The sequence below is a fragment of the Veillonella magna genome, from assembly GCF_959600285.1.
Lineage (GTDB): Bacteria > Bacillota > Negativicutes > Veillonellales > Veillonellaceae > Veillonella_A > Veillonella_A magna.
The window spans coordinates 301,325-318,619 of sequence record NZ_CAUGKU010000001.1 but is presented as its reverse complement, the minus strand read 5'-3'; the positions used below and the strand labels follow the sequence as shown (position 1 = coordinate 318,619).

Sequence of the window (17,295 nt, the reverse complement as noted above, 5' to 3'; positions counted from 1 at the left end):
GAGTAATTTACGGAGGCGAATCACCATGAATATGTTGTACGAAGGCAAAGCAAAACAGGTATTTGAAACAGAAGATAAAGATGTGTATTTGGTTCATTATAAAGATGATGCCACTGCTTTTAACGGCGAAAAGAAAGGTACCATTCATGATAAAGGCGTGCTGAACAATAAGATTGCATCTTTCTTCTTCGGTTTGCTTACGGAAAAAGGGGTACCGAATCATTTTGTAAAGCGCGTAAACGATCGCGATCAGTTGGTAAAGCGTCTTGAAATTCTTCCGTTGGAAGTTATTGTGCGCAATATTGTAGCTGGTTCCTTAGCTAAACGCCTCGGCATTGAAGAAGGTACTCCGTGCAAACAGCCGATTATGGAATTGTGCTACAAGAACGATGATCTCGGTGACCCTTTTGTCAATGAAGATCAAGTGTTGGCTTTAGGCTGGGCTACGCGCGAACAGCTGGACACCATTCGCAAATATACGATGCAGGTAAATGATATTTTAAAAGCGTTCTTGGCAGAAAAAAAGGTTACCTTGGTTGATTTCAAATTGGAATTCGGCGTGCATAACGGTGAAGTGCTTTTAGGCGACGAAATTTCTCCGGATACTTGCCGTTTCTGGGATAGCGAAACCGGTGAAAAACTTGACAAGGATCGCTTCCGTCGTGACTTGGGCAATGTAGAAGATGCCTACAAAGAAATGTTATTCCGTTTGACGGGTGAACGAGCATAATAGGAGAGAATAATGCAATACGATTCTGTGTTTGACAAGTGGCATGAAGAATGTGGTGTATTTGGTATTTATGATACTACCTTACCGGTTATGAGCTATGCCTATTGGGGGCTGTTTGCTTTGCAGCATCGCGGGCAGGAAAGTGCGGGTATTGCTATTAGTGACGGTACGCATATAGAACTGGTAAAAGGCATGGGCCTGGTGACCGAAGCAATTAAGGAATTGCCGCCGCTGAAAGGTTATATTGCCGGCGGTCATGTACGATATTCGACGACGGGTTCGAACAATCCGCGCAATATTCAACCGTTGGTAATTCATTACCAAGGTGGTGATATGGCGGTGGCTCATAACGGAAACTTGACGAATGCGTATGCACTTCGTAAGGAGCTGGAGGATAAGGGGTCGATTTTCCAGACTACTATGGATTCCGAAGTTATTGTCAGTCTTATTGCCCGTTCCAAGGCAGCGTCGACAGAGGATCGCATCATCGAAGCCGTTAACCGTGTAGAAGGTGCTTTTTCGTTGGTGATCACTACCAATACAAAGCTTATTGGGGTGCGCGATGCGAATGGATTCCGTCCGTTGTGTTTGGGAAAGACGGCCAACGGATACGTCATCAGTTCGGAAAGCTGTGCGCTTGATGCGATTAAGGCCACCTTCGTTCGCGATATTAAGCCGGGTGAAATGGTCATCATTGATGAGAACGGGGTGCGCAGTCGCTTTATTAAAGAGGAAGCGTTGCTACCGCAGCAGTCGTTGTGCATTTTTGAATATATTTATTTTGCGCGGTCGGACAGTAATATCGACGGACAGAATGTGTATGCGGCACGTATTAACATGGGACGCGAGTTAGCACGGGAAACAAAATACGATGCGGATCTTGTTATGTCGATTCCCGACTCCGGTACGGCAGCCGCATTGGGATACTCCCGCGAGTCGGGGATTCCTTTCGGTGAAGGATTGGTTAAAAACCGATACATGGGGCGTACATTCATCAAGCCGGATCAGTCGGAACGCGATTTGGCGGTGCGCATGAAATTGAATGCAGTCCCCGATGTGGTGCGCGGCAAGCGGATTGTTTTGGTAGATGACTCCATCGTACGCGGTACTACCAGCGGCATCATCGTGCGCATGCTCAAGGAAGCCGGTGCCAAGGAAGTGTATATGTGTGTCAGCTCGCCGGCTATCGAGTATCCGTGTCACTATGGCATTGATACGTCGGTGCGTAAGGAATTGATTGCCGCCACACATAGTGTTGAGCAGATTCGTGAATATATCGGAGCCGACAAGCTCCACTACTTAAGCCGGGAAGGCTTATGCCGGGCTATTGAAGCCCTTGAAGAGAGAGAGTTATGCTTTGCGTGTTTTGACGGCCACTATGCCGTAGAGGTGCCTAAGGAAGAGGAAGAAGGAGGCAAATATGTGCTCGAAGACTAAGGGATTGACCTATCGCGATGCCGGTGTAGATATCGATGCAGGTAACAAAGCGGTAGAATTGATGAAATCGGCGGTAAAGGCAACATATACTTCCGGTGTAGTTGGCGACTTGGGCGGCTTTGGCGGATTGTTTTCGCTGGCCGATATGGATTTGAAAAATTCTCTTCTCGTAGCCGGTACCGACGGTGTGGGTACGAAGCTTCGCTTGGCGATTATGATGGATAAGCACGATACCATCGGTCAAGATTGCGTGGCTATGAGCGTTAACGATATTTTGGTGCAAGGAGCAACGCCGTTATTTTTCTTGGATTACGTAGCGGTAGGTAAATTACTTCCCGAACAGGTTGCGACGATCGTTGCCGGTGTGGCCAATGCGTGCAAGGAATCCGGCTGTGCCTTGCTGGGCGGAGAAACGGCGGAAATGGCCGGCTTCTATGAAGACGGTGATTATGACGTGGCCGGATTTGCCGTAGGCATTGTCGATAAATCGCGATTGTTGACGGGACAGTCGATTGCTCCGGGCGATGTTATTTTGGGCCTTCATTCCAGTGGCGTTCATTCCAACGGATTTTCTTTGGTGCGTCGTATTGTGTTTGATCGCATGCAGATGAAGCTTACCGATGAAGTGCCGGAATTCGGCAAGACGCTGGGCGAAGAATTGTTGACGCCTACGCGATTGTATCCGCAGGCAGTATTGCCGATTATAAAGAAGCGTTTGCTTAAAGGCATGGTACATGTGACGGGTGGCGGTTTTTACGATAATATTCCGCGCGTGTTGCCTGATGGTGTCAGTGCGGTGATTAATGCCGATGCTTGGCCGAAGCTGCCGGTATTTACAAAGCTTCAGGAATGGGGCAATGTGGATACGAAGGAAATGTATCGCACATTCAACATGGGAATCGGCATGATTATGGTTGTATCACCGGATGATGCGGATGCTGTGATTGCGAACCTAAAAGGACGGGGCGAAGCGGTATATACTATCGGCGAAATTACTGAGAATCAAGGAGTACCGGTTGTGATGAAAGGCAGTGAATTCAGTGCGTAAACGAATTGCCATTTTTGCCAGCGGTCGCGGTTCTAATGCAGAAGCCTTGTATCAGGCAATGCAAGCCGGTGAGGTGAATGGTGAAGTCGTCGTAGTTGTCAGTGATTATTCGACGGCGGCCGTTTTGGCGAAGGCGCAGGCTTGGGGCGTGCCTTCGGTAGCGGTAGAGCGCAAGGCGTACGGTAGCAAAGAGGATTTTGAACAAGCCTTATTAGATGCTATTGCTCCGTATACACCGGATGTTGTAGTATTAGCCGGTTTTATGCGCTTGCTGGGACCGACTTTTATCAATGCATATCCCAATAAAATTGTAAATATTCATCCGGCGTTATTGCCGTCCTTTCCGGGGTTACATGCGCAGCGTCAAGCGGTAGAGGCCGGGGTAAAGGTTAGCGGTTGTACCGTTCATTTTGTGGATTACGGTATGGATTCCGGGCCGATTATTATGCAAACAGCAGTGCCCGTAATGGCTGACGATACGGAGGATAGCTTGGCAGCACGGATTCTGCCGCATGAACATACAACGTATAAACGGGCATTGACATTACTTTGTGATGATAAACTGGAAATCATAAATCGCATTGTGCATGTGAAGCCCTGATAGATAGAACATAGAGGGGCAGCCGATGTGGCTGTCCCTTTTTACTTACGTAAGAGCAAGGAGGATATTATGATTAAAAACGCGCTTATCAGCGTATCCGATAAGACAGGTGTTGTGGAGTTTGCTAAAGGGTTGGTTGAGCTGGGAGTGACTATTTATTCTACCGGCGGCACCTTAAAGGCGCTATCGAATGCCGGCGTACCGGCTAAGGCCGTAGAGTCGCTGACAGGATTTCCCGAAATGCTGGATGGTCGCGTAAAGACCTTGCATCCTATTGTACATGGCGGAATTTTAGGAATTCGCGATAATGAAGAACATAAAAAGGCTATGGCTGAACATGGAATCCAGCCTATCGACTTGGTCGTTGTTAATTTGTATCCGTTCCGCGAAACGATTGCTAAACCGGATGTGACCTTGGCCGATGCTATTGAAAATATAGATATCGGCGGTCCGACTATGGTCCGTTCGGCAGCCAAGAATAATGCCTTTGTCGGTATTATTGTCAATCCGAAGCATTATGATGAAGCATTGCGAATGCTCCGCGAAAAGGGTGAGCTTACTCGTGAATATCGTTTTGCCCTGGCTCGCGAAGCTTTTGCGCATACGGCAGCGTATGATGTGGCCATTGCTAATTATTTAGGTGAACAGGTAGGCGATATGCCGTTACCGGACACCTATTTGGCGGCCTATGAAAAAGCAGCTGATTTGCGTTACGGTGAAAATCCGCATCAAAAAGCAGCGTTCTATACCACTATCGGCGAAAAGGAAGGCTTAGGTGCTATGAAGGTGCTTCATGGCAAAGAGTTGTCCTATAATAATTTGGTGGATATGGAAGCAGCTTGGCAGATAGTAGGAGAATTTACGGAACCGGCGGCTATTATTGTTAAGCATACCAATCCGTGCGGGGCAGCCGTCGGCGATACCTTGCTAGAAGCGTATACGCGTGCGTATGAGGCAGATCCTGTTTCGGCATTCGGCGGCATTGTGGCATTGAATCGAGAAGTGACTAAGGAAGTAGCCGAGCAGCTGGCATCCATTTTCTTGGAAGTAATTATGGCACCGCATTTTACGGCAGAGGCCTTGGACGTACTGACGGTGAAGAAAAATATTCGACTCGTTGAATTGCAGCAACCGGAAGAGGAAGGTGTCGTTGTGAAAAAAGTGTCCGGTGGATTGTTGGTACAGACAGAAGACGGACGTGAACCGGTAGTAAGTGATGCGGCATCGGCAGCCAAGGCCGGTTATACGGTGGTAACCAAGGTGCAGCCTACCGAAGCACAGTGGCGCGCATTGGGATTGGCATGGAGATTAGTGAAACATGTAAAATCCAATGCCATTGTCGTTACCGATGAACACAGCACGCTGGGTGTCGGTGCGGGACAGATGAATCGTGTAGGCTCGGCAAAGATCGCTTTGGAAGAAGCCGGCGAGAAAGCAAAAGGGGCAGTTATGGCATCGGATGCGTTCTTCCCCTTCGGCGATACCGTAGAGGAAGCAGCGAAACATGGTATCACCGCAGTCATCCAGCCAGGCGGATCTATTCGTGATGAAGAATCCATTAAGAAAGCCGATGAAGCAGGCATTGCTATGGTCTTCACTCATATGCGTCATTTTAAACATTAATAGATAAGGAGACTGTCATGAAGGTTTGTGTAATCGGTAGTGGCGGTCGCGAGCATGCATTGGCTTGGCGACTGTCTAAGAGCCCGTCGGTAGAAGAAGTATTGGCGTTGCCCGGTAGCGCAGCGATTGCGGAAGTCGCTACCTGCCTCGATGTGGATTGGCATGATGCGGATGCTGTGACAGCCGTACTGGGTGCCAATAAAGTGGATCTGGTTGTGGTCGGTCCGGAAGAGCCGTTGGTCCTCGGTGTAAGCGATGTGTTGAAGGATAAAGGCTTTGCCGTGTTTGGGCCGTCAAAAGCGGCGGCACAGCTGGAAGGGTCCAAGGTGTTTGCCAAGGAAATTATGAAAAAATATAATATTCCCACAGCGGCGTATGATACCTTTACCGATGTAACAGCGGCAAAGAAATTTATTGATGAAGTCGGTGCACCGATTGTCGTTAAAGCGGATGGCTTGGCAGCCGGTAAAGGTGTTGTAGTGGCCCAGACCAAGGAGGAAGCGTATGCGGCGGTAGAGGATATGTTGACGGCCCATCGTTTTGGATCGGCCGGTGGCACTGTTGTCATCGAAGAGTTTATGTCCGGTGAAGAAGCATCGCTTTTAGCATTCGTCGATGGTACACATGTGGTGCCTATGATTGCTGTGCAAGACCATAAGCGTATTTACGATGGCGATAAGGGACCGAATACAGGCGGCATGGGAACCTATGCGCCGGCTCCGGTATTGACACAGGCGCTTCGTGAGGAAGCGGTTCAAAAAATTTTATTACCTATGGTGCAAGCGATGAAGGCAGAGGGTATGCCTTATGTAGGCTGTTTGTATGCAGGCCTTATGATTACGAAAGAAGGCCCTAAGGTAGTGGAGTTCAACGTACGCTTCGGTGATCCGGAAACACAGGTCATCATGCCTCTTTTTGATGGTGACTTAGGCGAAGTGATGATGGCTTGTACGGAAGGGACATTAACAGATGAAATGGTAAGCTGGAAATCGGGAAGTGCGGCTTGCGTTATGTTGGCGTCGGCAGGCTATCCGGAAAGCTCGCACAAAGGGGATGTCATCAAAGGAGATTTGACGGAGCAAGATACGGTAATGCTTTTCCATTCGGGCACGGCAAAGCAAGGTGACCACTACGTGACGGCCGGTGGGCGCGTGCTCGGTATTGTCGGCTTGGGAAATGATTTGCGTCATGCCTTGGATCGTGCGTATAATCGGGTCGAGGCTGTTAGCTTCGATGGCTGTCAGTTCCGCCGCGATATCGGTCAAAAGGCATTTAAATAAACCCGAATCGGATGATAGCGCTCAAAGCATGCGGCGATGACAAAAGGCCGTACTATATATTTTCTCGGTTTCGGTGTATACTAATAAGTGATAACTATCGCCGCACCATGAAAGTCAGGAAAACGGCAGGAAGGGTATAGGGTAGTAATATGTCACTGTATGATAAACTGAGAAAGGCGCGTAAGCGCATGGGGCAAAGTCAGATGGAAGTCGCTACGAATGTGGGAATCAGCAATGCGGCGCTTTCCAATTATGAAACAGGTTATCGTGAACCGGATATCGAAACGCTGAAGCGATTAGCTTTGTATTATGATGTATCATTGGACGAGCTATACGGTATCAAGGACATAGGTAAGAATCCGCTTTATGACTTGTGGGCGGTATTACGCAATAATGATATTGCTTTTAACGGCAAGCGGTATCGCCTAAAGGACTCGCAGCGACAGGCGTTGCGCCGTCATATAGCGACATTCTTTGAACAGCTGGAGCCGGTGGAAACAGTGCCGCGCGGTGATGAAAGCGGTCGTGTTATTTCCGCAAACGGGACAGCCAAGGGAAGCCATGGAAAGAACGGACAGTCAAAGGAGGGCAAGTCGGTTGCTGCAGGCAGTTTGACAGCACAAACAAACAAATCACAAAAGTAATTCATGCCACGCATAGTCATGCAGGTATAGTAACCATGAAATGGCATAGCGAATTATAAAACAAATCCAAAAAACTGTAATAAAATAAATGAAAAAGCTGTAATGAAAATGAAGCTACAAACTGATGGCTATGCATTAGACTATCGTCTAATCGTGAAAGGTCAGTTCGCGGTACTCATTTCGTTACAGCTTTTTGTATTACCTTTAGATTAATATTAGATTGTGTTTAGCGTGTGTGGCCGTAAGCGTCAAGGTTACAGCGTAATGGTGGAACCGGGATCGACTACGAGTCCGGCTTGTTTGTATTTAGCTTCTAACAAAGCAACATAGGTAGCCGGTTCTTTGTCGATAACAGGCCATGTTTTATAGTGAATAGGAATTGTAATGCGTGCCTTAATATAGGACGCTGCCAATAGGGCATCCTCTACGCCCATTGTAAAATTATCGCCAATCGGCAACAGGGCATAATCAATATCACCAAAGCGATTTAATAATTTCATATCACCGAAAAGTGCGGTATCGCCGGCAAAGTATAGAGTTGTACCGTAGAAGTCAACGATACATCCGCAAGCATGACCACCGGGAATACCGGCTCCGTGGAAAGCGGGAACAATGCGCACAGACCCAAACTCAAAATCGTATTTGCCGCCTAAGTGCATTGCGTGAGTGCGAAGTCCGGCTTCGGCCGCTTTGTTGGCAATTTCTGCGGTAGAAATGAGTAGCGCGTCATTAGCTTTGCCGATTTCTTCCGCATCGCCGTAGTGATCACCGTGGCCATGGCTGACAAAAATATATTGACATGTAATGTCTTCCGGTTTGGCTTTGTCCCATGTATTGCCCGTAAAGAACGGATCGAATACCATTGAGACATCACCGTGAGTAAGCATAAAAGTAGCATGACCATAGTAGGTAAGCGTCGTTTTCATCAGTACAACCCCCTTTAAAAGATATGTTGCTATATTTATGACCTTATTCTATCATATATATACAGGCATTTAAAGCATTCAGGTAGTAAATTAATGGATTCAGGAGAGACACATGGAATTGACACATTTTGATGCCGACGGCAATGCACGAATGGTAGATGTTGGCGATAAGGAAGTTACGGAACGCACTGCGGTGGCAGAAGGTTTTATTGCGGTGAACGAAGATATATACACGCGCATTGAAGAGGGGACTATGAAGAAGGGGGATGTGCTGGCGGTAGCGCAATTGGCTGCCATTATGGGGGCGAAGGAAACAAGTCGGCTTATCCCGTTATGCCACCCGTTAGCGTTGACAAAGGTAGATGTTCACTGTACGCTTGATGCGGTGCGTCGCGCCGTATGTGTGAGAGCTACGGTTAAGACAAAGGGACGTACCGGCGTGGAGATGGAAGCCTTGACGGCAGTGCAGGTAGGATTGCTCACGGTGTACGATATGTGTAAAGCTGTGGACAAAGGCATGGTTATCGGTCCGGTATATTTAGTGGAAAAGGATGGTGGTAAAAGCGGTCATTTTGTAAGAGCTACTTCGGTAGAAGACGTTGATTAGAAATACAAATTTGATGAATCAAACACTGAATAGATAACTCTTGATGAAATAAAGTGATTTCGGTAAAATAAAAAAGATGATATGCAATCGTAATATATCATACAAGAATAAAGAAGGATGACATATGGAAATCGTATTAGTAGAACCGGAAATTCCGGGTAACACAGGTAATATTGCAAGGCTATGCGCAGCGAATCATATGACGCTACACTTGGTGAAGCCCTTAGGCTTTTCTCTGGATAGCAAGTATTTGAAAAGAGCCGGTCTTGACTATTGGCATTTGGTAGATGTACAGGTACATGAAAATTTACAGGAAGTGTACGATAAATATCCGGACAGACGCTATTTCTATGCTACGACAAAGGCAGAGCATACGTATGCGGATGTAGAATATCAAATTGGGGATATGCTGGTTTTCGGTAAAGAAACGAAAGGCTTGCCGGAGGAATTGCTGGCGCAGCATCGTGAAAGTTGTATCCGAATTCCCATGGTTGAAGAAGCACGATCGCTGAATTTGTCAAATTCGGTAGCAATCATCGCTTATGAGGCAATGCGGCAATTGGATTTTCCGGATCTTAAGGAAATAGGTCGCGGTGTACCGTACTTCCCGGAAACAAAAGCATAAGAGCGGCGGATAAAATGCCGGGGATAACCCCATATATTTAGGATGCTAAGGTATGACTAAGATATGACCTTACAAAACTAGGAGGAACGAAATGAATTACGATAAGGCACATGAATTACAGAAAGCAATGCGTGAAAGCGAAGAATTTAAGGCATTGATGGAGGCACAGGCGGCCGTGGAAAGTGATGCTACTGCTAAAGGATTGGTAGAAACATTTTTGCTTCAGCAGATGCAGTGGGAATATGCTAAGATGGCGCAGGCTCCGGAAGAAGCGGAGTTGCTGAAAAAGCAAGAAGAATTAATGCCCATGATTCAGGCTAACAGCAATGCACAGAACTATTTGCAGGCTCATATGCGTTGGAGTCAAGTAGCTAACGATATATATCGCATCATTAGCGAACCGATTACGGAAGCTATGAAAATCCTTGAAAATGTGAAACCGGGCAATGATCATGCTAACTAAAAAATTACAAGACGTGCTGACGTCGGACGAGCTCATGATCGGTGAACCCTTGTCGGCACATACTACCTTTAAAATTGGAGGCCCTGCAGATATTTTTGTGGAACCTAATTCACCGGAAAAATTAAGCCGTGTTATGCAGTTAATTAGCGAATACAAGGCCCCGCTTACCGTATTGGGCAGCGGCTCCAATGTATTGGTACGCGATGGTGGCATTCGCGGGGTAGTGCTGTCCCTTTGTCAACTGCGCCATGTAAAGCGTCGAGATGAGAAGACGCTGGTGATGGGAGCGGGCTTTATGTTAAAAGAAGCCTCGGAATATGCATGGCAGGAAGGGCTGTCGGGTATGGAGTTTGCTATCGGTATCCCCGGAAGTTTGGGCGGTGCCGTGTTCATGAACGCCGGTGCGTATGATGGTGAAATGAGTCAGGTCGTAACGAAGGTAACTGCTGTTGATAGAAACGGTGAATTTCATACGTACAGTGGTGGAGAGTGCCGTTTTGCGTATCGTCACAGTCTGTTCCAAGATAATCACGAAGTGGTGGCTGAAGTGGAAATGACATTAGTCCCCGGTGATGCCAAGAAAATCAAGGCAGTCATGGATGATTTAACGGAGCGTCGCGAGTCTAAGCAGCCGTTAGAGCATGCTAGCGCAGGATCGACATTTAAGCGTCCTCCCGGTTATTTTGCGGGTACGCTTATTGAACAGACCGGATTGAAAGGACTGGCGGTAGGCGATGCTATGGTATCGCAGAAGCATGCCGGCTTCGTGGTGAATGTAGGGACGGCCAAGGCCAAGGACGTACTGGCTGTTATTCATGAAGTGCAGCGACGCGTGAAAGAGGCGCATGGGGTGGACTTGGAAACAGAGGTACGACTCATTGGCGAGGATGAATAAGCGTTGAGTAGTAACAGGTTATAAAGAAAGTGACGATTATTACTTGACATGGGTATGTCAGGATTATATAATATTTCGGTAAGCATATGTGTCTGCTTCCATTAGCCCCGGAAAGAGAAACAATATGCTTTTGGTAGATTAGTCGTTATTAGGAGGAATTTGCAGCATGAAAACCACATATATGGCCAATCCGAACACTGTAGAACGGAAATGGTATGTTGTTGACGCTGAAGGTAAAACTTTAGGACGCCTTGCTGCCGAAGTAGCTAAAGTTCTTCGGGGCAAACATAAACCGACCTTTACACCGCACGTTGACACCGGCGATCACGTTATCGTAATCAACGCGGAAAAAGTTCGTTTCACCGGTAAGAAATTATTGCAGAAAACGTATTTCCGTCATTCCGGTTATCCGGGTGGCTCCACTTTCGTAACGGCCGGCAGTATGTTGGCTAAGCATCCGGAACGCGTTGTTGAAATGGCAGTTCGCGGTATGCTTCCGAAAAATAAATTGGGTGCTCAGATGTATCGCAAACTGAATGTATATGCAGGTGCAGAACATCCGCATGCAGCTCAGAAACCTGAAGTATTGGAAATTGATATTCGGTAATCACCGGGAGGAGGAACATATACATGGCAGTAGCTCAGTACTACGGTACAGGTCGTAGAAAATCTTCCGTTGCCAGAGTTCGTCTGGTACCGGGCACAGGTAAAATTACAGTAAATAAGCGTGAGCTTAATGAATATTTCGGTCGTCAGACTCTTGAATTGATCGTAAAGCAGCCGTTGGCATTGACCGGTACGGTTGAACAGTACGATGTAATCGCTGACGTTGCCGGCGGCGGTCCGTCCGGTCAGGCCGGTGCAATTCGTCACGGTATTTCCCGTGCATTGCTCGGTGTTGACGAAGAACTTCGTCAGTCCCTTAAAAAAGCTGGTTTCTTGACTCGTGACCCGCGTATGAAAGAACGTAAGAAATACGGTCTTAAGAAAGCCCGTAAAGCTTCTCAGTTCTCCAAACGTTAATAGAACGCAAGAATACATACCCAGTAGCTGTTACAGCTACTGGGTTTTTTGTTGTATTAAGGAATTTTCATTACAGTTGAATTTTCTTATGCATCAAAGGCATAGTATAGTAAAATAATTGATTATAACTGAAACTAGAGATACTTTGATTAACGGGATACATTGTATTTTGATGATGAAATGTAATATTATAATTGAATTATTCGCAAATGATAATTGACACTCTAAGTAGAAGTTTTATAATGAGAGCGTAGAATTTTTTTTAGAGTAACAACATTGTGTGTGAGGCTGTAGTATTCATCAGTTCTTATTATTTTATGTGAGTCATCACTTTCAATGTTGTTATACGTTGGAGGTGTTTTTTATGGAAATGAATGGGTTGTATATCGTAATTGCCTCGGCGTGCATCCTCATTTTAGCGTATCGCTATTATGGGGCCTTCTTGGCAGCCAAGGTATTGGTGTTGGACCAATTCCGTCCGACTCCGTCCGTCGTTCATAATGACGGTCATGACTATGTGCCTACCAACAAGTGGGTAACATTCGGTCACCATTTTGCGGCGATTGCCGGTGCAGGTCCTTTGGTTGGTCCTGTTATTGCGGCGCAGTTCGGTTATTTACCGGGGCTGTTGTGGATATTGATTGGATCGGTCCTAGCCGGTGCCGTCCATGATATGGTTATCCTGTTCGCATCGATTCGCTATGACGGCAAGTCTATTGCCGATATTGCTAAGGAAGAGATATCCAACTTGGCCGGTATCGGGGCTATGCTTGCTACTTTATTCCTTTTAATTATCACCTTGGCTGGGATGGCAGTAGTTGTTGCTAATGCACTTCATAACTCCGCATGGGGATTCTTTTCCGTCAGCATGACGATTCCTATAGCAATTTTTGTCGGTATCTATCTGCGTTGGTTACGTCCCGGTAAAATTCAGGAAGCTACGGTTATTGGTGTGGTACTTATCTTTGCGGCTATTATTTACGGACCGCAGGTAGCTGCTTCCCCTTATGCAAGTTGGTTCCTCCATGATTTAGAAACCATTGAAATCATGTTGGCTGTGTATGGTTTCTTTGCAGCGGCCTTACCGGTTTGGTTACTCTTGGCACCGCGTGATTATTTGTCCACGTATTTAAAAATCGGTACTATCGGTGCTTTGGCTTTAGGTATTATTGTTGTTATGCCGATTATTCAAATGCCGGCTGTTACGCCGTACATTTATGGTGGCGGTCCTGTACTCAAAGGTTCCGTATTCCCCTTCATATTTATTACCATCGCTTGCGGTGCGTTATCCGGATTCCACACAGTAATCGCGACAGGTACAACACCTAAGATGATTACTAATGAAAAGGAAATATTACCTATCGGCTACGGCGCTATGCTTACGGAAGCTTTCATCGCTATGATGGCTTTAATTGCAGCGACTGCATTACATCCCGATGATTATTTTGCTATTAACTCTACCGTTGAATCCTTCAAGGCGTTGGGCCTTCAAGTTCATGAATTGCCGGCGCTGTCTCAGATGGTAGGTGAAGATTTGATGCATCGCCCCGGCGGCGCCGTTTCCTTGGCTGTCGGTATGGCTCATATTTTCTCTCGTTTGCCAAATATGGATCACCTCATGGGGTATTGGTACCATTTCTGTATCATGTTCGAAGCATTGTTCATTATGACTTTGATCGATGCCGGTACTCGTGTAGGTCGTTATTTGTTACAAGAATTATTAGGCCGTTTTTATAAACCGCTTGAAAATGTTAATTGGGCACCGGGCGTATACGGTTGTGCTGCATTAATCTGCCTCATGTGGGGTTATCTCGTATTGCAAGGTAACATTGGTATCATTTGGCCGTTATTTGGTGTATCCAACCAGTTACTGGGCACTATGACTTTGGCCGTAGGTACTACGGTTATCATGCGTCTCGGACACAAACGGTATGCATGGGTAACAGGCGTTCCTTGTTTCTTCATGGCTATCATTGCGATTGCAGCGGATTATGAAAACGTTTTCTACAGTTATATTCCGGCTGGTAAATGGACATTGGTTGCTTTCAGCGTTGTCATGTTCTTGATGATTGTCATCGTATTGGTAGAAGCTGTTCGCAGCTGGATTCGCTTGGCAAAAATTCCGCAAAACTATAAGACACAGGCTGAACAAGAAGCCGAAAGTCTTAAAAAATACGGTAATGTTCAAGTCGATATCAAATAGAGGGTTCGATAGTTATTATTCGGCTTGATACATCATTTGAATGATAGTTAGTTACATAACCGCTCCGACTCATTATGAGTTTGGAGCGGTTATGTATATATTAATGGTATGCACTTCATCGGAAAACGTATCGAACAGCCCATTAGTAGTTGACACCTCAAGATACGGCCGTATGGACGGTCGTAAGTGATACCCATTATTGCAGTTATCGTGATTTTGTGCTAGAGTAGGCATATAATCAGAAAGAAGAGGAGCAACTGCTATGAGTGCAAAACCTATGACAGTTTCATATAATTGCCGGGAACAGCTGTGTATCGAATCAGCACCGGGCGCCGGAGCCATGGTTATCTTTGGAGCCTCCGGTGATTTGACAAAACGAAAATTATTACCCGCTGTGTATGCGTTGTTTCGTCGCGGATTGTTACCGGACGGCTTTGCAGTAATTGGCGTGGCTCGTACGGAAATGTCTCATGAGGAGTTTCGCCGTGAGGTGCAGCAAGCTGTAATCGGTGATGCTACGCCGACGGAACAAGATGCATCGTTTTTGGCACGCTTTTCCTACGTAGCCGGGCAATATACAGAATCGGATACCTTTGAACGGTTGCAAGCAGAATTGGTTCGGGTAAGTGAGGTTCATGGTACGGAGGGAAACGCGCTCTTCTATTTGGCCATGCCGCCGACTATGTTTGAGCCTATTGTACGTGGCCTGGCTGAACACGGTATGCTTGCAGAAGAAAAATCGTGGGCTCGTGTTATCATTGAAAAACCGTTTGGTCATGATTTAGAAAGTGCTGTCGAGTTAGACCGGGCATTGAAAAAATATATTAAAGAGTCACAGATTTATCGTATCGATCATTATATGGGGAAGGAAACCGTCCAAAATATTTTGATGTTGCGCTTTGCCAATGCGATTTTCGAACCGTTGTGGAATCATACGTATATTGAAAAGGTGGAAATTACGGTAGCTGAAGAGTTGGGCGTAGAGAAACGCGCCGGGTACTACGACAATGCCGGAGCGTTGCGCGACATGTTCCAAAACCATATGATTCAGATGTTGTCTCTTATTGCCATGGAGCCACCGGCGGTATTTGAAGCCGATGCCTATCGCGATGAGATTGCGAAACTGATTTCGTCTATACGTCCGTTGTGCGGGCAAGACTTAGCAACTATTGCCGTACGGGGGCAATATGTGGAATCCGTAGATCCGGAGCGACCGGCACCGGGGTATCGCAAGGAGGACGGTGTCAATCCAAAATCCAATACGGAAACATATGTAGCGCTCAAGTTATTTATCGATAATTGGCGTTGGCGCGGTGTGCCGTTTTACATGCGTACCGGCAAGCGATTGCCGCGTAAGTCCAGTGAGATAGCTATTACCTTCCGACCTATACCCCATTCTATTTTCAAGCCTATCAGGCCTAAAGATTTTTCGCAGAATGTGTTATTGTTGCGCATGCAGCCTCATGAGGGAATGGGCTTATCGCTGGAAGTAAAATCACCGGGCTCGAAGTTGTGCGTCAATACATTGGATATGAATTTTTCGTATAGTGATTTTATGCATGGTGAGGACATTCCCGATGCCTATGAGCGCTTGATTTTAGATGGCCTCTTAGGTGATCAAACATTGTTTGTTCGCAACGATACGGTGGAAGCATCCTGGAAACTTTTTATGCCGTTGTTGCGTGCATGGGAAGATAATCTTGACGTGGTACCGTTGTGCTTTTACCCGGCCTTTAGTCAAGGACCGAAGGAAGCCAACGAAATTCTGGAGGGAGGCACGTTGCAATGGCGGAAGATTTGATTCACCGCTATGCTACGGCAGAGGACGTAGCTAAGGCGGTAGCCGATGCGTTTGTAGCGTTTACAACAGAGTGCATTAAGCAAACGGAAACATGTGTAGTGGCAATTTCCGGCGGTACGACGCCGAATGCGTTGTTCGAATTGTTGAATACCGAGGAATACCGAAAGAAAGTAGATTGGGAAAATATTTATTTCTTATGGGTTGATGAACGGTTTGTACCGCATAGTGATCCGGATAATAATTTCCATCGTGCTAAGGAACGTCTCTTTGGTAACTTGGGATGTTCTTGTCACTTTTACCCGGTACCGACCAATAACGGCACTGTGGAAGAAGCAGCCGCTGCTTATGAAAAAGAAGTACGCACGGTATTGAATGCTTGCGAAAAAACGGAACTTGATTTAGTCTTGTTGGGACTCGGTGATGACGGGCACACGGCATCCCTGTTTCCTAAATCATCGGTGCTGCAAGAACAGGACCATATAGTGGTTGCTGTTAAGGATGGCAAAGTATGGAATCGGGTGACGATGACCTTCCCACTGTTGACGTCGGCAAAGCATGTGTGGTTTACGGTTGTAGGAGATTCAAAAGCAGCGGCACTGGCTCGCGTCTTCCGGCAACGACGCGACTATGCGGACGAATCGTGGCAGGATCGAATCGGTCGTGTATTGCCCGGAGCGGTATTGACGCAAGATACCGTGGAGTGGTACGTGGATGAGGCTGCTTCGGCGGGCAACTAGTATTTTGGAAGTAATCGTGATACACTATACATATATAGTGTCCTTTGTTAACTATATGGGGTGATATATATGTTTAATTTCGGTACACAAGAGTTAATTTTGGTATTGGTGATTGCTCTCGTAGTATTTGGACCGGGTAAATTGCCGGAGGTCGGGAAGGCGATCGGTAAGAGTATCAATGAGTTCAAAGGTGCCATGGGCGGCGAGAAGAAAAAAGAAGAGCCTAAGGCAGTCGATACGGCGGAAACGATTGACGTGGAAGCAGGCGCTAAAAATGATAAGCGTCATAAAGAAGTGTCGGATTCGTCCAAGGAAGTGTAACAAAAGCATAGAGGAGGTTTGGCTATGTGTAAAGAATGTGGATGTGAAAGTTCGGGACATATTCATCAGCAGGTACTTAAAGTGCCGGGAATGATGTGCTCTAACTGTGAAAATACGGTAAAGACGGCAGTGCTTGGCTTGGCCGGCGTTAACTCGGTAGATGTAGATCTTGCGAGCAAGGATGTTAAAGTATCCTTTGATGCTCATCAGGTGACGATCGATGCGATTGTTGCCGCTATTGATGCTACCGGTTTTGAAGTCACTGAGATTAATAAAGCCGAGCATACTCATGGAGGCATTGTAGGCAAACTGAAAGGTTTGTTCAAATAGA

At 46.5% G+C, this 17,295-nt stretch carries 19 protein-coding genes; 18 read left to right on the top strand and 1 reads right to left on the bottom strand.

Annotation, left to right across the window (positions count from 1 at the left end; translation table 11 throughout):
* Positions 1-25 precede the first annotated feature (25 nt).
* From purC to Q5873_RS01425, 7 genes are all read left to right on the top strand, one after another.
* Positions 26-730 carry a phosphoribosylaminoimidazolesuccinocarboxamide synthase gene (gene purC, locus Q5873_RS01455; RefSeq protein ID WP_038154682.1) on the top strand — a complete coding sequence of 235 codons (705 nt, stop codon included), beginning with the start codon at positions 26-28 and terminating at the stop codon, positions 728-730.
* A 12-nt stretch (positions 731-742) separates the two neighbouring features.
* On the top strand, positions 743-2,167 hold the full coding sequence (gene purF, locus Q5873_RS01450; protein WP_205087986.1) for an amidophosphoribosyltransferase: 1,425 nt from the start codon (positions 743-745) through the stop codon (positions 2,165-2,167).
* Positions 2,151-3,215: a phosphoribosylformylglycinamidine cyclo-ligase gene (gene purM / locus Q5873_RS01445; protein WP_303058991.1), complete on the top strand. Its 1,065-nt coding sequence runs from the start codon at positions 2,151-2,153 to the stop codon at positions 3,213-3,215. Before purF ends, purM begins: the two co-directional genes overlap by 17 nt.
* Entirely contained in the window at positions 3,199-3,816 is a 618-nt protein-coding gene (purN, locus tag Q5873_RS01440) for a phosphoribosylglycinamide formyltransferase (protein ID WP_303058990.1), read from the top strand. The genes purM and purN overlap by 17 nt, the downstream gene beginning before the upstream one ends.
* A gap of 69 nt (positions 3,817-3,885) precedes the next feature.
* Positions 3,886-5,439, top strand: a complete 1,554-nt coding sequence (gene purH, locus Q5873_RS01435; RefSeq protein WP_288190139.1) for a bifunctional phosphoribosylaminoimidazolecarboxamide formyltransferase/IMP cyclohydrolase — start codon at positions 3,886-3,888, stop codon at positions 5,437-5,439.
* 17 nt (positions 5,440-5,456) lie between these two features.
* Positions 5,457-6,719, top strand: a complete 1,263-nt coding sequence (gene purD, locus Q5873_RS01430) for a phosphoribosylamine--glycine ligase (RefSeq protein WP_288761043.1) — start codon at positions 5,457-5,459, stop codon at positions 6,717-6,719.
* A gap of 149 nt (positions 6,720-6,868) precedes the next feature.
* Entirely contained in the window at positions 6,869-7,363 is a 495-nt protein-coding gene (locus tag Q5873_RS01425) for a helix-turn-helix domain-containing protein (RefSeq protein WP_303058989.1), read from the top strand.
* A gap of 254 nt (positions 7,364-7,617) precedes the next feature.
* On the opposite strand, the gene Q5873_RS01420 is transcribed toward Q5873_RS01425, so the two are convergent.
* Complete coding sequence (locus tag Q5873_RS01420; protein WP_303058988.1) at positions 7,618-8,289, bottom strand: metal-dependent hydrolase; 672 nt, start codon at positions 8,287-8,289, stop codon at positions 7,618-7,620.
* Positions 8,290-8,401: 112 nt separating this feature from the next.
* On the opposite strand from Q5873_RS01420, the gene moaC reads away from it, so the two are divergent.
* From moaC to Q5873_RS01365, 11 genes are all read left to right on the top strand, one after another.
* Positions 8,402-8,896 (top strand): cyclic pyranopterin monophosphate synthase MoaC, encoded by a 495-nt coding sequence (gene moaC / locus Q5873_RS01415; RefSeq protein WP_288190137.1) that lies wholly within the window; start codon positions 8,402-8,404, stop codon positions 8,894-8,896.
* Between the two features lie 124 nt (positions 8,897-9,020).
* The gene (gene trmL / locus Q5873_RS01410) at positions 9,021-9,521 is read left to right on the top strand and encodes a tRNA (uridine(34)/cytosine(34)/5-carboxymethylaminomethyluridine(34)-2'-O)-methyltransferase TrmL (RefSeq protein ID WP_028254622.1); all 501 of its coding nucleotides are present in this window, start codon (positions 9,021-9,023) and stop codon (positions 9,519-9,521) included.
* 91 nt (positions 9,522-9,612) lie between these two features.
* Positions 9,613-9,984: a YlbF/YmcA family competence regulator gene (locus Q5873_RS01405; protein WP_288190136.1), complete on the top strand. Its 372-nt coding sequence runs from the start codon at positions 9,613-9,615 to the stop codon at positions 9,982-9,984.
* Complete coding sequence (gene murB, locus Q5873_RS01400) at positions 9,974-10,879, top strand: UDP-N-acetylmuramate dehydrogenase (protein WP_374014732.1); 906 nt, start codon at positions 9,974-9,976, stop codon at positions 10,877-10,879. The genes Q5873_RS01405 and murB overlap by 11 nt, the downstream gene beginning before the upstream one ends.
* A 166-nt stretch (positions 10,880-11,045) precedes the next feature.
* Complete coding sequence (gene rplM / locus Q5873_RS01395) at positions 11,046-11,486, top strand: 50S ribosomal protein L13 (RefSeq protein WP_028254619.1); 441 nt, start codon at positions 11,046-11,048, stop codon at positions 11,484-11,486.
* Between the two features lie 23 nt (positions 11,487-11,509).
* Positions 11,510-11,902 (top strand): 30S ribosomal protein S9, encoded by a 393-nt coding sequence (gene rpsI / locus Q5873_RS01390; protein WP_028254618.1) that lies wholly within the window; start codon positions 11,510-11,512, stop codon positions 11,900-11,902.
* 364 nt (positions 11,903-12,266) lie between these two features.
* Positions 12,267-14,105: a carbon starvation CstA family protein gene (locus Q5873_RS01385; protein WP_303058987.1), complete on the top strand. Its 1,839-nt coding sequence runs from the start codon at positions 12,267-12,269 to the stop codon at positions 14,103-14,105.
* Positions 14,106-14,367: 262 nt separating this feature from the next.
* Positions 14,368-15,906, top strand: coding sequence for a glucose-6-phosphate dehydrogenase (gene zwf, locus Q5873_RS01380; protein ID WP_288301340.1), 1,539 nt, complete (start codon positions 14,368-14,370; stop codon positions 15,904-15,906).
* Positions 15,891-16,643, top strand: coding sequence for a 6-phosphogluconolactonase (gene pgl / locus Q5873_RS01375; RefSeq protein WP_205087979.1), 753 nt, complete (start codon positions 15,891-15,893; stop codon positions 16,641-16,643). Before zwf ends, pgl begins: the two co-directional genes overlap by 16 nt.
* 69 nt (positions 16,644-16,712) lie before the next feature.
* On the top strand, positions 16,713-16,964 hold the full coding sequence (locus tag Q5873_RS01370) for a twin-arginine translocase TatA/TatE family subunit (RefSeq protein ID WP_288190574.1): 252 nt from the start codon (positions 16,713-16,715) through the stop codon (positions 16,962-16,964).
* Positions 16,965-16,988: 24 nt separating this feature from the next.
* Entirely contained in the window at positions 16,989-17,294 is a 306-nt protein-coding gene (locus tag Q5873_RS01365) for a heavy-metal-associated domain-containing protein (protein ID WP_288190573.1), read from the top strand.
* The last annotated feature ends 1 nt before the right edge of the window (position 17,295 follow it).